General features: G+C 72.7%; 7 protein-coding genes. 4 read left to right on the top strand and 3 right to left on the bottom strand.

What is annotated here, in order from left to right; genetic code table 11:
• The first annotated feature begins 9 nt into the window (after positions 1–9).
• Positions 10–3,054 carry a TRAP transporter fused permease subunit gene (locus DVR05_RS02585; RefSeq protein ID WP_116244175.1) on the top strand — a complete coding sequence of 1,015 codons (3,045 nt, stop codon included), beginning with the start codon at positions 10–12 and terminating at the stop codon, positions 3,052–3,054.
• Positions 3,055–3,205: 151 nt separating this feature from the next.
• Entirely contained in the window at positions 3,206–4,672 is a 1,467-nt protein-coding gene (miaB, locus tag DVR05_RS02580; RefSeq protein WP_255422986.1) for a tRNA (N6-isopentenyl adenosine(37)-C2)-methylthiotransferase MiaB, read from the top strand.
• 54 nt (positions 4,673–4,726) lie between these two features.
• Here miaB and DVR05_RS02575 read toward each other — a convergent pair whose 3' ends face one another.
• The 3 genes from DVR05_RS02575 to miaA form a co-directional block, all read right to left on the bottom strand.
• The gene (locus DVR05_RS02575) at positions 4,727–6,004 is read right to left on the bottom strand and encodes a cytochrome P450 (protein ID WP_116244173.1); all 1,278 of its coding nucleotides are present in this window, start codon (positions 6,002–6,004) and stop codon (positions 4,727–4,729) included.
• Positions 6,001–6,837, bottom strand: a complete 837-nt coding sequence (locus DVR05_RS02570; protein ID WP_116244172.1) for a TetR/AcrR family transcriptional regulator — start codon at positions 6,835–6,837, stop codon at positions 6,001–6,003. The genes DVR05_RS02575 and DVR05_RS02570 overlap by 4 nt, the downstream gene beginning before the upstream one ends.
• Before the next feature lie 158 nt (positions 6,838–6,995).
• Positions 6,996–8,000 (bottom strand): tRNA (adenosine(37)-N6)-dimethylallyltransferase MiaA, encoded by a 1,005-nt coding sequence (gene miaA, locus DVR05_RS02565; protein ID WP_116244171.1) that lies wholly within the window; start codon positions 7,998–8,000, stop codon positions 6,996–6,998.
• 255 nt (positions 8,001–8,255) lie between these two features.
• Between miaA and DVR05_RS02560 the strand changes: the two genes are divergently transcribed.
• Together DVR05_RS02560 and DVR05_RS02555 are read left to right on the top strand one after the other, a co-directional pair.
• Positions 8,256–14,102, top strand: a complete 5,847-nt coding sequence (locus DVR05_RS02560) for a type I polyketide synthase (protein ID WP_116244170.1) — start codon at positions 8,256–8,258, stop codon at positions 14,100–14,102.
• Entirely contained in the window at positions 14,102–14,578 is a 477-nt protein-coding gene (locus DVR05_RS02555; protein WP_116244169.1) for a thioesterase family protein, read from the top strand. Before DVR05_RS02560 ends, DVR05_RS02555 begins: the two co-directional genes overlap by 1 nt.

The raw sequence follows: 14,578 nt of genomic DNA, 5'->3' as shown, positions 1-14,578 counted from the left end.
ATGAGGGTGATGACGACCGATCCCAAGCGTGCCGGCGATCCCGGCACCGCGGCGACCACGGGCGGCACCGCCGCCGACGGTGCGCCCGACCCCCGTGACCTGGAGAGCATCGAGCGGGATCTCGAGGCGCTGGAAGGACACGACTTCACCGAGGACGCCGGTGTCGAGGGCACCCGTTCGGACCTGCGGGCGGTCTGGCGCTGGGGGGTGTTCTCCGTCGCCCTGGCCCTGGCCGTCTTCCACCTGTGGACCGCGTTCACCCAGACGCTGCCGCCCCTCCAGCAGCGCTCCTTCCACCTCGCGCTCGGCCTCGGCCTGGTGTTCCTCCTCTACCCGGTCAAGCCGCGCCACGAGGGCCCGCACGGTCCCTTCTACGGCGCGGCGATGGCCTTCAGCGCGCTGCTGGTGGGCTACATCGGCGTCGGGGTGTTCTCCGGCTCCGACACGAGCATGTACCTGTACCTGCCGCAGTGGGTGTTCGCCCTGATCGCCATAGCGCTGCTCGGCGGGGTCGGCGTGTTCCTGTGGCGCACGCGCGCGACGGGCACCGCCTCCCGGGCCCAGCACTGGGCGGGGCGGACGCTGTTGGCCGGCACCGCACTGATCGCCCTGGACCTGGTCACCAGTGAGTCCGGCGGCGGCTTCTTCTTCCTGCCGATCCTCGGCCTGGTCCTCGTCGTGGTCGCCGTGGCCGCGGCCACGGCGCTCCTGCGGTTCCCCTCGGTGTTCCCGACCTGGCTGTGGCCGGTGGTCACCCGCTGGGGGCTGACCACGACCGGTGCGGTGACCCTGGTCCACATGTGGCTGGCCGGGATCGCGGAGTGGAACGTGCTGGGTCCGGCGCTCGTCGTCCTGGTCGTGGTCCAGTGTGCGCGCCACGTCCCCCTGAACCTGTGGGGGATGCCGCTGTTCGACGTCGCGCTGGCCGGGCTCGGTCTGTTCGCCGGCCTGTACATGTTCGTCAACTACGAGGAGATCACCCGGACGGTCGGCATCTACAACCCGACCTACGTGACGGTGGGGACGATCGGTCTGCTGCTGATCCTCGTGGCGGCCTCCCGGGTGCTGGGCCCGGCGCTGGTGGTGCTGGCGAGCGCGATGATCGCCTTCGCCTACTTCGGCCAGTCGATGCCGGGTTTCCTGCGCCACCGCGGGTCCAGCGTCGACCAGATCGTCAACAACCTGTACGTGGGCACGGAGGGTGTGTTCGGCACGCCGCTCGGCATCTCGGCGACGTTCATCTTCCTGTTCATGATCTTCGCGGCGATGCTCCAGCGCACGGGCATGGAGCGGTTCTTCACCGACCTGGCGCTGGGCGCCACGGGGTCGTCGGTCGGCGGTACCGCCAAGGTCGGTATCGTCACCAGCGCCTTCTCCGGGACGATCACGGGCAGTTCGGTGGCCAACACCGTCTCCAACGGCGCGTTCACCATCCCCATGATGAAGAAGTCCGGGTACAAACCCGAGTACGCGGGCGCCGTCGAGGCCGCCTCGTCCACGGGCGGGCAGATCATGCCGCCGATCATGGGCGCGGGCGCGTTCATCATGATCGAGTTCACGGGCGCCTCCTACCAGCAGATCCTGACGGCGGCCGCGATCCCGGCGGTGATGTTCTTCGTCTCCCAGTACGTGGTCGTCCACTTCGACGCCAAGCGTCTGGGGATCGGGGGGCTGCCCAGACACATGCTGCCGAACCTGCGTCGGCTCATGCTCACCCGCGGCTACCTCATCGCCCCCGTGGTGGCGATCTTCGCCCTGCTGTCGATGGGGTTCTCCCCGATGTACTCGGCGATGGGCGCCGTCGTGACGACCGTGGCGATCAACGTCCTCACCCAGTACATCCTCATGCCGTGGCGCAGGGAGGAGGGAACGGGGCGACTGGTCAGACGGTCGGGCCGGGACATCGTGCTCTCGGCGACGCGGCTGTCCCTGCCGATCATCGTCGCCGCCGTCGCGGCGACGGTCCTGGTCACGGTGGGGCAGTGGGTCATGGCCGGAATGGACCGGGGCATGGTGGCCCTGGCCTCCACCCTCCTGCTCACCGTCGCCGGGATCGCGGTGTCGGTGGCCTTCACCCGCTGGCGGACCTCGGGCGAGGACCAGCTGGACCTGCACTCGTTCCTGGACGGTCTGGTGGGCGCGGCCCGGTTGGCGATCCCGATCATCGTGGCGTGCGCCTCGGCGGGCATCATCGCGGGCGTCATCACCACGACCGACCTCGGCCTCAAGCTCAGCGACGGCCTGCTGGGGATCGCCGAGTCGATCAGCTCGGGTCTGGCCTCGCTGCTGACGGCGGTGGCCACCTCCCCGGTACTGGCCTGGACGGGCGCGGGCGCCGACTTCGGGGCCAGCGCGGTCGGCACGCTGCGGGTGGACCTGTTCCTCATCCTGTTCATGTCGATGATCGCCTGTCTGATCCTGGGCATCGGCCTGCCCACGACCGCCAACTACGTCATCACCGCGACCCTGGCGGCCCCGGCGATCGTGGCCGTCCTCCAGGGCGAGATCGACGAGCGGCTCGCGATGCTGCTGATGGCGCACCTGTTCGTCTACTACTTCGGTGTGCTCGCCGACATCACCCCGCCGGTCTGCCTGGCGGCCTACGCGGCGTCCGGCATCTCCGGGGGAGATCCGATCAGAACCGGGTTCTACTCGGTGCGCATCGCCGTCGCCGCCTTCGTGATGCCGTACATGTTCGTGTTCTCGCCCGAGCTGCTGTTGCAGGAGGTGAACTGGCTCACCGGCACGATCGCGGCGGTCACGGGTGTGGCCGGCGCGGTCATGGTGGCGCTCGGCCTGGTCGGTTACGTGGACCGGCCGCTCGTCTGGTACAAGCGGGTCGGGCTGGTCGTGGGCGGTCTGCTCCTGGTCTCCGGGAGCCTCGGCACCAACGTCGTGGGTCTGGCCCTGATCGCGGCGGTCCTGGGGCACGAGAGGCTGCGCACCCGCCGTGCGGACGGCCCGAAGCCTGCCCCGACCGCGGGCGCGGCCCCGGCGAACGCGGCGGCCGACGGGGACGACGGTTCCCGGGAGCCGTCGGGCGACAGGGACTGAGCCCGGACCGACCCAGGTGCGGCCCGTGCCGCCGACCCGTCGCGGTCGGTGGCACGGGCCGTTCCGTGACCGGAATCCTTTCCCCGCGCGTGGTTCACGTGTCCCCCGCAGCGGTTAGCCTGGGACGGTGAGCCAGAGTCGTACCTACCAAGTGCGGACCTACGGCTGCCAGATGAACGTCCACGACTCCGAGCGCCTCTCCGGTCTGCTGGAGGACGCTGGGTACGCGCGCGCAGCCGAGGACACCACCGCAGACATCGTCGTCTTCAACACCTGTGCGGTCCGTGAGAACGCCGACAACCGCCTGTACGGCAACCTCGGGCACCTGCGCCCGGTCAAGGACGCCAACCCGGGGATGCAGATCGCCGTCGGCGGCTGCCTGGCGCAGAAGGACCGCGGTGAGATCGTGCGCCGCGCCCCCTGGGTGGACGTGGTGTTCGGTACCCACAACATCGGGTCCCTGCCCACCCTGTTGGAGCGCGCCCGCGTCCAGCGTGAGGCGCAGGTGGAGATCGCCGAGTCCCTGGAGCACTTCCCCTCCACCCTGCCCAGCCGCCGCGAGTCCGCGTACGCGGCGTGGGTGTCGATCTCCGTCGGCTGCAACAACACGTGCACCTTCTGCATCGTGCCCGCGCTGCGCGGCAAGGAGCAGGACCGCCGCCCCGGGGACATCCTGGCCGAGGTGCGCGCCCTGGTGGACGAGGGCGTCAGCGAGATCACCCTGCTCGGGCAGAACGTCAACGCCTACGGCAGCGGGTTCGGCGACCGTCGGGCCTTCTCGAAGCTGTTGCGCGCCTGCGGTGAGGTCGAGGGGCTGGAGCGGGTCCGCTTCACCTCCCCGCATCCGCGCGACTTCACCGACGACGTCATCGAGGCGATGGCCGAGACCCCGAACGTCATGCCGCAACTGCACATGCCGTTGCAGTCCGGGTCCAGCAAGGTCCTCAGGGACATGCGCCGCTCCTACCGCCAGGAGCGCTTCCTGGGCATCGTGGAGAAGGTGCGCGCCGCCATGCCGCACGCCGCGATCACCACCGACATCATCGTGGGCTTCCCCGGTGAGACCGAGGAGGACTTCGCCGAGACGCTGCACGTGGTGCGTGAGGCCCGGTTCGCGATGGCGTTCACCTTCCAGTACTCCAAGCGGCCGGGGACCCCGGCGGCGACGATGGACGGCCAGGTGCCGCCCGAGGTGGTCAAGGACCGCTACCAGCGGCTGGTGGAGCTCCAGGACGCGATCTCCTGGGAGGAGAACCGGAAGCTGGTGGGCCGCGAGGTCGAGCTGCTGGTCTCCGAGGGCGAGGGGCGCAAGGACGGCGAGCACCGCCGGCTGTCCGGCCGGGCCCCCGACAACCGCCTGGTGCACTTCGCCGTGGGCGAGGGCGAGGAGCCGCGCCCCGGCGACATGGTGACCGTGGAGGTCACCTACGCCGCACCGCACCACCTGGTGGCGGACTCCGGTGTCCGCGGCCTGCGCCGCACCCGCGCCGGTGACGCCTGGGCGGCGCGCAACGGCCAGCCGACCGAGGAGCGCGGCTCCGACGTGCTGCTGGGCATGCCGAAGATCGGTGTCCCGGACGAGCCCGCCGCCCCCGTCGGCGGGTGCTGCGACGCCTGAGGCGTCTCCCGTTCCTCCGCGGCCCCCGGCACGCTGCCGGGGGCCGCGGGCGCGTCAGCCGCGGGTGAGCCGCACGTACAGGTCCCTGAACCGCAGCGCTCCCGGAGAGGGCACCCGCTCGGGCTCGCGCCCGGGCGCGAGGTCCAGATCCGGGTAGGCGCGGAGCAGCGACCCGAAGGCCACCTGGCCCTCCTGCCGGGCCAGGGCGGCGCCCAGGCAGTAGTGGATCCCGTGGCCGAAGCCCACGTGCGCCTCACCGGGCCTGCCGTGGTGGCGGGTGATGTCGAACCGGTGCGGGTCCGGGTACACGTTCGGGTCCCGGTTGGCGCCCATGAGGACGGCCACCGCCCGGTCGCCCGGGGCCAGTTGACCGCCCCTGAGCCGTACCTCCTCGGCCGCGTAGCGGACCTGGGCCACCAGGGCGACACCGCACCAGCGCAGCATCTCGTGGACCGCGGAGGGCAGCAGGCCGGGGTCGGACCGCAGCATGTCCCACTGGTCGCGGTGGGTGAGCAGGGCGTGTGTGCCGTTGGTGAGCAGGTGGGCCGTGGTCTCGTGCCCGGCGATGACGAGGGTGAAGACCATGGCGATCAGTTCGGCCTCGCTGAGCTTCCCGCCGTCCTCGTCCCGTTCCCTGATCAGCGCGTCGAGCAGGTCGTCGTGCGGGGCCCGGCGGCGTCGCCCGATCATCTCCCCGATGTGGTCGATCATCTCGCCCAGCACGGTGTTCATCAGTTCGGGCCTGGTCGGGTCGAACCCCTGGAGGGTGCTGCTCCACCTCCGCCACAGGGGCCGGTCCTCCTCGGGAACGCCCACCAGGTCGCAGATCACGGTGATCGGCAGCGGGTAGGCGAAGTGCCGGAGGAGGTCGACGGCGCCGTCCTCGGTGTGGTCGGGAAGACGGGCCAGGAGGTCGTCGGTGATCCGCTGGACGCGGGGGCGCAGTTCGTTGACGCGGCGCACGGTGAAGGACCGCGACACGAGCTTGCGCAGCCGGGTGTGGTCGGAGGCGTCCATCGCGAGGATGTTCTCGGTCATGTACGCGGCCAGGTCCGGGGCGATCCCCAGGGCCTCGAAGACCTCGGCCTTGGTGCGGGTTGCCGAGCCCGAGCCCACGTTGTCGGGGTTGACCACGAACCGCCGGTCACTCAGGATCGTGCGCACGTCCTCGTCGTCGGTGAAGAGGGTGACCTCGAAGCCGTCCGCGAACAGGGCCGGGGCCGATCCTCCCGCGGCGGTGACGCGGTCGACCAGGGCCCTCGGGTCGGAGCTCCAGGTCGGGTCCAGCAGGTTGATGGTGTCGTCGGGCGCGGATGGTGTGGTGGCCGTCATCGGCACTCCATCGGTCGTCGGTTGTCGCGCGTGGTGTGGGTGTAGCGGTCGACCTCCGCGCGTGCGCCCCGGGCGAGTTCCTCGAACAGGGCGATCACCCCGGGCCAGACGGCGCGGGGGTCGCCGTCGGTGTCGGACTCGCCGAGGGCGGCGCGGACGGTGTCGGCCAGGATGTCGAGGTGGTCGTCGGTGCTCGCCGGGGCGGGGGCGGGTTGCTCGGACAGGAGGGGCTCGGCCACGAGGAAGCCGGTCAGGATCGCGGAGTAGGCGTGGACCTGGTCGTCGCGCGAGCGGTCGGTGCGGATGAGCGCGTGGTCGCGCAGGAGGTCGAAGTAGGCGTTCAGGGTGGCGCGCCGACGGTCGACGAGCTCCGTGCTGTACTCGGCGGCGGTTCGCGCCAGGGTGCCCAGCGTCTCGGTTCGTCCCGTCACCACCGCGGCGATGATCGGGGAATCGTGCAGGGCCAGGGCGGTGGCGCGGGCGAACGCGCTGGGCCAGATCTGGTCGGGCGACCGGCGCACCGCCTCCACCAGGCGCTCGGTCATGGCGGTCTGGGCGCGCAGCAGGACCGCCAGGAACAGCACCTCCTTGGTGGGGAAGTGCAGGTAGACGGTGCCCTTGCCGATCCCGGCGCGGCGGGCGACGTCCTCGATGGTGATCCTGGGATAGCCCCAGGAGACGAGGAGTTCGCCCGCGGCGTCCAGGATGCGTTCGGCTCGTCGGACGCGCTTGTCGGTTCTGGACGTCGGCTGGGTGGACGGGGCCACTGCGCACTCCTGGGTGTGGGGGATCCGGTCGTGGTCCGGGTGCACCGGTGTTGTCGCCAGGACCATAGCCGGATCTCCCTCCGTGGGGTGTGACCCCGTGACCAGATGCCGAATCCGGTCACAGGGTCAACGCTAGGTCAGGGCGGGGCGCGGGGCAAGGGTTCGGGCGGAGGCGCGCCCCGCCCGGATCGTCGGGGCCGGGGGCGGTTCGGGCGGGGTGGAGGTCAGGACGCGGGGTGCTGGGAGTGGGGGACCAGTGTCGCCACGTCCACCAGCGTCTCCCCGGGGTACTCCTGGGGGCCGGTCATCGCCGCCTCGACGTGGGAGAGCGCGCGCTCGACGAGGTCGGGGGCGTCGTAGGGCAGCCAGCGCACACGGGGGTCGCGGCGGAACCACGACTCCTGGCGGCGGGCGAACCGCCGGGTGGCGCGGGCGGTGCTCTCCTTGGCCTCCTCCTCGGTCAGGTCTCCGTCGAGCTGGCCGAGCGCCTGCGCGTAGCCGAGCGCGCGCGAGGCGGTCCGACCCTCGCGCAGCCCCCACCCGTCCAGTCGGCGGACCTCCTCCACCAGCCCGCGCTCCCACATGCGGTCCACCCGGGTGTCGATCCGGGCGTCCAGTTCGGGGCGCGGAGCGGTCAGCCCGATCTGCGCGCAGGGGTAGTAGGGGGTGTCGTGGTCGGGCAGGTTGGCGGTGAAGGGCGCGCCGGTCAGCTCGATGACCTCCAGGGCGCGCACGATGCGCCGTCCGTTGCCGGGCAGGATGGTGCGGGCGGCCTCCGGGTCGAGCTCGGCCAGGCGGGCGTGCAGGACGCCGGGACCGTGGTCGGCCAGCTCCGCCTCCAGACGCGCGCGTACCTCGGGGTCGGTGCCGGGGAACTCCAGGCGGTCCAGTACCGCGCGCACGTACAGCCCCGATCCGCCGACCAGGACGGGCAGGACTCCGCGTTCGGCGCACTCGTCGATCCGGTCGCGGGCCATCTCCTGGTAGCTGGCCACGTCCGCGGGCTCGCTGACCTCCCACACGTCCAGCAGGTGGTGGGGGACGCCGCGCATCTCCTCGCGGGTGATCTTCGCCGTGCCGATGTCCATGCCGCGGTACAGCTGCATGGAGTCGGCGTTGACCACCTCCCCGCGCAGTCCCGTGCGTTCCTCCAACCGGAGCGCCAGCTCGACGGCGAGGTCCGACTTGCCCACAGCGGTCGGTCCGACGACCGCGATCACCTTGATCATGCTCCCAAGACTAGGGGGCTTCGGCCACCGGGACCGCTGCCGTCCCGACACGTCCCCGAGGTGCCGCGGGGCGGCGGCCGTGTCGGGGCGGCCGGTGGGCGGAACCGCCAGGCGCATAGCAATAATCACGCTGTTATGGAATAGCTGTTCCTTCGGGGCGCATAAAGGAAGAAGACACGCCACCCCGTACAACGCATGATTGAACGGTGTTCCCCAGTCTATGGGTAATTTTCTGAAATCGTCTGCGGGTGGGGTATGAAAAACACCAGAATTGCCGTTGTGGGAATCGGTCTCTGTTATCCTGACGCGAATTCTCCGGCGGATCTGTGGGACAACGTACTGGCTGGGAGAAGGGCTTTTCGGCGTCTGCCCAGTGAGCGGATGAACCTGGATGACTACTGGTCGGAGGACCCGTCCGCGGAGGACCGGTTCTACTCCGAGAAGGCCGCGGTGCTTCGCGGATTCACCTTCGACAGGGCGCGCTACCGGGTTTCCGGGAGTTCCTTCCGGTCCACGGACATGACGCACTGGCTCGCCCTCGAGACGATGTCCCGCGCCCTGTCGGACGCCGGATTCCCCGAGGGTGACGGGCTTCCCCGCAGATCCACGGGCGTGGTCATCGGGAACAGCCTGACCGGTGAGTTCTCGCGGGCGAACACGATGCGGCTGCGCTGGCCCTACGTGCGCCGGACGGTGGCCTCCGCCCTGCTCGACCGCGGATGGGCGGAGGAGGAGGCGGACGCCTTCCTGGCCGACCTGGAGACGTCCTACAAGTCCCCGTTCCCCCGGATCGACGAGGACACGCTCGCCGGGGGGCTGTCCAACACCATCGCGGGCCGGGTCTGCAACCACTTCGACCTCGGCGGCGGGGGGTACACGGTCGACGGCGCCTGCTCGTCGTCCCTGCTGTCGGTCGCCACGGCGGCGAACGCCCTGGCCTCGGGGGACCTGGACGCCGCCCTCGCGGGAGGGGTGGACCTGTCCATCGACCCCTTCGAGGTGATCGGGTTCGCCAAGACCGGCGCCCTCGCCACCGGTGAGATGAAGGTCTACGACAAGGACTCCAACGGTTTCTGGCCGGGGGAGGGCTCCGGCGCGCTCGTGCTCATGCGCGAGGAGGACGCGCTCGCCCAGGGCAAGCGCGTCTACGCCGTCATCACGGGCTGGGCGGTCTCCTCCGACGGCAGCGGGGGCATCACCCGTCCGGAGGAGAGCGGACACCGCCGGGCCCTGGAGCGCGCCTACGATCGCGCCGGGTACGGGATCGAGACGGTCGGCTACTTCGAGGGGCACGGCACCGGGACCGCCCTGGGCGACGCCACCGAGCTGGCCGCGCTCGGCGGGAGCAGGGCGGCGTCCGACCCCTCGGCGCCTCCGGCGGCGCTCGGCACGATCAAGGCCAACATCGGCCACACCAAGGCCGCGGCGGGCGTCGCCGGCCTGATCAAGGCGGTCCTGGCCGTCCATCACCGGGTCATCCCACCCGCCACCGGCCACCACGACCCCCACCCGATCCTGGAGGAGGACTCGGCGCCCCTGCGCGTGCCCGACCGGGCGCTGCCCTGGCCGGAGGGCCGACCCGTGCGCGCCGGCGTCTCGGCGATGGGCTTCGGCGGGGTCAACACGCACATCACCGTCGAGTCGGCCCCCGGGGCCCGGAGCGCGGGCGTGACGGCCCGCGTCCGCGAACTGGTCTCGGGACGGCAGGACGCCGAGCTGCTGGTGGTGGACGCCGCCGACCTGCCCGGGGTGCGCCGACGCCTGGCGGAGCTCGCCGACGTGCTGCCCAAGCTCTCCTACGCCGAACTCACCGACCTGGCGGCGGCGCTCGCCGCCGAGTCCTCCGGGGGCCTGGCCCGCGCCGCCGTGGTCGCCTCCTCGCCCGAGGCCGCGGCGCGCGCGGTGGGCGTCCTCATCGAACGGATCGACGCGGGGGAGCGGGAGGTCGTCGCCCCGGCCCAGGGGATGTTCCTCGCCCACCGCGACAGCCCGCCCAGCATCCGGTACCTCTTCCCCGGTCAGGGGTCGGGCAGCGGCCGTCCCGGGGCGTTCCGGCGCCGCTTCGCCCGGGCCGAGGAGGTCCTGGCCTCGGCCGGACTCCCCGAGGGCGGGGACCAGGTGGCCACCGAGGTCGCCCAGCCGCGCATCGTGGCCGGTTCCCTGGCCGCCCTCGCCGTCCTCGGCGACATCGGCGTCCGGGCCGACGGGGCGGTCGGGCACAGCCTCGGCGAGTTGACCGCGCTGCACTGGGCGGGCGCCCTGGCCGCGCCCGACCTCATCGACCTCGCGACCGTCCGCGGCCGCGCCATGGCCGAGACGGGGCGCGACGACGGCGCCATGGCCGGACTGTCGGCCCCGCCGGAGCGGGTGGCGGCCCTGATCGACGGCGAGACCGACGTGGTCGTCGCGGGCTACAACGGCCCGGAGCAGACGGTGGTCTCCGGCACGTCCGAGGCCGTGGAGAGGGTCCGCGAACGGGCGCGCGCCGAGGGGGTCACCGCCACCCGCGTCAACGTCTCGCACGCCTTCCACTCCCCGTTCGTGGCGCCCGCCGCCGAGGTGCTGGACCGCAGGCTCGCCGAGACCGCCTTCGGCCCCTTGTCCCCGGGCGTGGTCTCCACGGTGACCGGCACCGATCTGGGCGAGGACACCGATCCGCGTGCGCTCCTGCGGGACCAGGTCGTGCGCCCGGTGCGCTTCCACGAGGCGGTCACCCGGCTGGCGCGCGGGGCGGACCTGCTCATCGAGGCGGGGCCCGGACGCGTCCTCACCGGCCTGGCGGGCGCGGCCGTTCCGGACGTGCCCGCCGTCTCCGTGGACACCGACTCCGCGTCGCTGAAGCCTTTCCTCGGGGCGGTGGCCGCGGCCTACGTCCTCGGCGCACCGGTCGACGTCCGCGCGCTCTTCTCCGGGCGGCTGGTCCGCGCCTTCCCGGAGGAGTTCGAGTTCCTGGCCAGCCCGTGCGAGACCGCCCCCAGCACCGGGATCGGCCGCACCGACGGTGAGGCGGCCGCGTCCGTGGAGGGCGACGAGGTGCGACGGTCGGACGGCGCGGCACCGGAGGCGGCACCCGAGAGCGCGGACACGCTGGGGCTCCTGCGTGCGCTCGTGGCCGAACGGGTCGAACTCCCCGAGTCCATGGTGGGCGACGACACGCGCCCGTTGGACGACCTCCACCTGAGCTCCATCACGGTCGGCCAGATCGTCAACGAGGTCACCCAGCGGCTGGGCCTGCCCCCGATGGGGGCGACCTCGGGGTACGCCACGTCGAGCCTGCGCGAGCTGGCCGAGACCGTCGACGCGTTGGCCCGGACCGACGACGGCAGGGCCGCGTCGGGGCAGGTGCCGGGGGCGGCCCCCTGGGTCCGCGCCTTCGAGGTCGCCCACGTCGGCGCGGACGCGCCCGAGACCGCGGCGGCCGACGCGCCCGACCCGGACGGCTCGGGGTGGAGCGTGTACGCCTCCCCGGACCACCCCCTGGCCGAACCGCTGCGCGAAGCGCTCTCCGGGGTCGGCGACGGCGTCCTGCTGTGCCTGCCCGCCGACGGCGGCGCCCACCTGGTGGGGACGTTCCTCGACGCCGCCCGCTCGGTGCTGGCTGCCGGCGCGCGGACGCGGTTCGTCGTGGTCCAGGGCCGCCGCGGCGCGTCGGGGGTGGCCAGGACGCTGCACCAGGAACTGCCGGGGGTGACCACCACCGTGGTCACCCTCCACGACCCCGCCCCCGCGTCCCCGGAGGCGCGCGCCGAGGCGGTGCGCCGGGTGGTCGCCGAGACCGCCGCCACCCCCGCCTCGGCGTACGCGGAGTCCCGCTACGACGCCGAGGGCCGCCGCACCGTGCCGGTCCTGCGCGCCGTGCTCCCCGCGGACGCCCCGCAGGAGGCCCCCGCCCCGCTCGGCCCGGACGACGTCCTGCTGGTGACCGGTGGGGGTAAGGGGATCACCGCCGAGTGCGCCCTGTCCCTGGCCGCCGAGTACGGGGTCCGGCTGGCCCTCCTGGGCCGCGCGGACCGGGACGAGGACACCGAACTGGCCGCCAACCTGGAGCGCATGGCGGCGGCCGGGGTCCACCACCGCTACGCCCGAGCCGACGTCACCCGGGAGGAGGAGGTCCGAAGCGCGGTGCGGTCCCTCCAGGAGGAACTGGGGACCGTGACCGCGGTGCTGCACGGGGCCGGGCGCAACGAGCCCACCGCCGTGGGCGGCCTCACCGAACCGGCCTTCCGGAGCACGCTCGCACCCAAGACCGACGGGCTCGAGGCCGTCCTCGCCGCCCTGGATCCGGAGCGCCTGCGGCTGCTCGTCACGTTCGGCAGCATCATCGGCCGGGCCGGACTGCGCGGTGAGGCGCACTACTCCACCGCCAACGACTGGCTCACCGAGATGACGGTCGAGTACGGGCGGGAGCACCCGCACACGCGGGTCCTGGCCCTGGAGTGGTCGGTCTGGTCCGGCGCGGGGATGGGGGAGCGCCTCGGGGTGGTCGAGGCGCTGCTGCGGGACGGCATCACTCCGGTCTCCGCGGAGGAGGGGATCGCCGTCCTCCACCGGGTGCTGGCCGACCCCTCCGCGGGTCCCGTCCTGGTGGTCAGCGGGCGCACCGGCGGCCTGCCGACGCTGGCGACCGAGGAGCGCGAACTCCCCCTCGGCCGCTTCACGGACCGGGTCCTGGTGCACTACCCGGGGGTCGAGCTGGTCACCGAGGCCGAGCTGTCCTCGACCGACGACCCCTACCTGGACGACCACCTGCTCGACGGCGACATGCTCTTCCCCGCCGTGATCGGCATGGAGGCGATGACCCAGGTGGCCGCCGCCGTCAGCGGACACGAGGGCCCGCCCGTGATGGAGGAGGCGCGGTTCCTGCGGCCCGTGGCCGTCCGCCCCGGGGGCCGGACCACGCTGAGGGTGGCCGCCCTGGTGCGCGACGCCCACACGGTGGAGGTCGTCATCCGCAGTGAGGAGACCGGCTACGACGCCGACCACTTCCGCGCGCTCCTGCGCTGGCCGCGCCCGGAACCGGAGGACGGTCGGACCGGGGCGGAGGCGGCGGAGACCCTGCTGCCCGGCGTCCCGATCGACCCCGCCGAGATGTACGGGGACGTGCTCTTCCAGGGCAAGAGGTTCCAACGACTGCTCTCCTACCGCAGGGTGAGCGCCCGGCACGTGGTCGCGGAGCTGTCCACGACCGCACCGGGCGACTGGTTCGGCTCGTTCCTGCCCCAGGAGCGGGTCCTGGCCGACCCGGGTGTGCGGGACGCCGCCATGCACGTCCTCCAGGCGTGCGTCCCCGACGGCACCCTCCTGCCCGAGGGCGTGGACCGGATCGTCCTGGCACGACCGGAGGACCAGGGGTCCGACCGCGTCCTCCTGGCCGCCCGCGAACGGTTCCAGGACGGGGACTCCTACGTCTACGACGTGGACCTGCGGGACACCTCCGGTCGGGTGGTCGAACGCTGGGAGGGCCTGCGGTTGCGGGCGGTGCGCAGGAGCGGCGGGGCCGGTCCGTGGGTGCCCGCCCTGCTCGGCCCCCACCTGGAGAGGGAGCTGGAGACGGTGCTCGGCGGCGCCAGGGCCGTGGTCGTCGACCCCGACCCCGAACCCCGCCCAGGCGGGGGGAGCGAGGACCGCGCGGGCCGGACCGAACTGGCGGTCGGCCGGGCGCTGAACCGACCCGTGCGGGTGCGCCGCAGGCCGGACGGCCGACCGGAGGTCCCGGGGGTGCGGGTCTCCGCCTCCCACGGCGCCGGGCTGACCCTGGCGGTCGTGGGCCAGGAGCGCCTCGCCTGCGACGTGGAGACCGTCGTCGAACGCTCCGACCGGGAGTGGGACGGGCTGCTGGGCCGGGACGCCGCGTCGGTGCGGCACCTGGTCGCGGCCGAGGCGGACGAGTCGGTCCACGTCGCGGCGGCGCGGCTGTGGGGCGCCCTGGAGTGTCTGCGCAAGGCGGGCGACACCAGCCGGGCGCTGACGTTGGAGTCGGTCCTGGAGCACGGATGGGTGGTCCTGGCGTCCGGCGGCCTGCGCGTCGCCACCTGGGTGACCACCCTCAACGGCGACCCCGATCCGGTGGTGTTCGCCTTCCTGGCCGGAGAGGAGAGCTGATGTCCGACTACTACGAGATCCGCCACACCGTCGGTTTCGAGGAAACCAACCTGGTGGGCAACGTCTACTACGTCAACTACCTGCGCTGGCAGGGGCGCTGCCGGGAGATGTTCCTCAAGGAGCGGGCCCCCGGCGTCCTGGCCGACCTGCGCGACGATCTGAAGCTGTTCACGCTCCGGGTGGACTGCGAGTTCTTCGCGGAGATCACCGCCTTCGACGAACTGTCCGTCCGGATGCGGCTGGGGGAGCTGACCCAGACGCAGGTGGGGTTCTCCTTCGACTACGTCCGGTTGGACCCGGAGGGGGAGACACTGGTGGCCCGCGGGTCCCAGCGGATCGCCTGTATGCGGGGGCCGAACACGGCCACCGTGCCCACCCGCGTCCCGGAGGAGCTGCGCGCGGCCCTGGCCCCCTATGCCTCGGACGGGGGCGGAGCGGCGGTCGGCCGGGTGCCCGAGCGAGGGGTGGTGGCCTGA

This window comes from Nocardiopsis sp. FIRDI 009 (assembly GCF_003386285.1).
Classification (GTDB): Bacteria; Actinomycetota; Actinomycetes; order Streptosporangiales; family Streptosporangiaceae; genus Nocardiopsis.
Note: the sequence above shows the minus strand (reverse complement) of the source record. Positions and strands in the feature narration are given on the sequence as shown.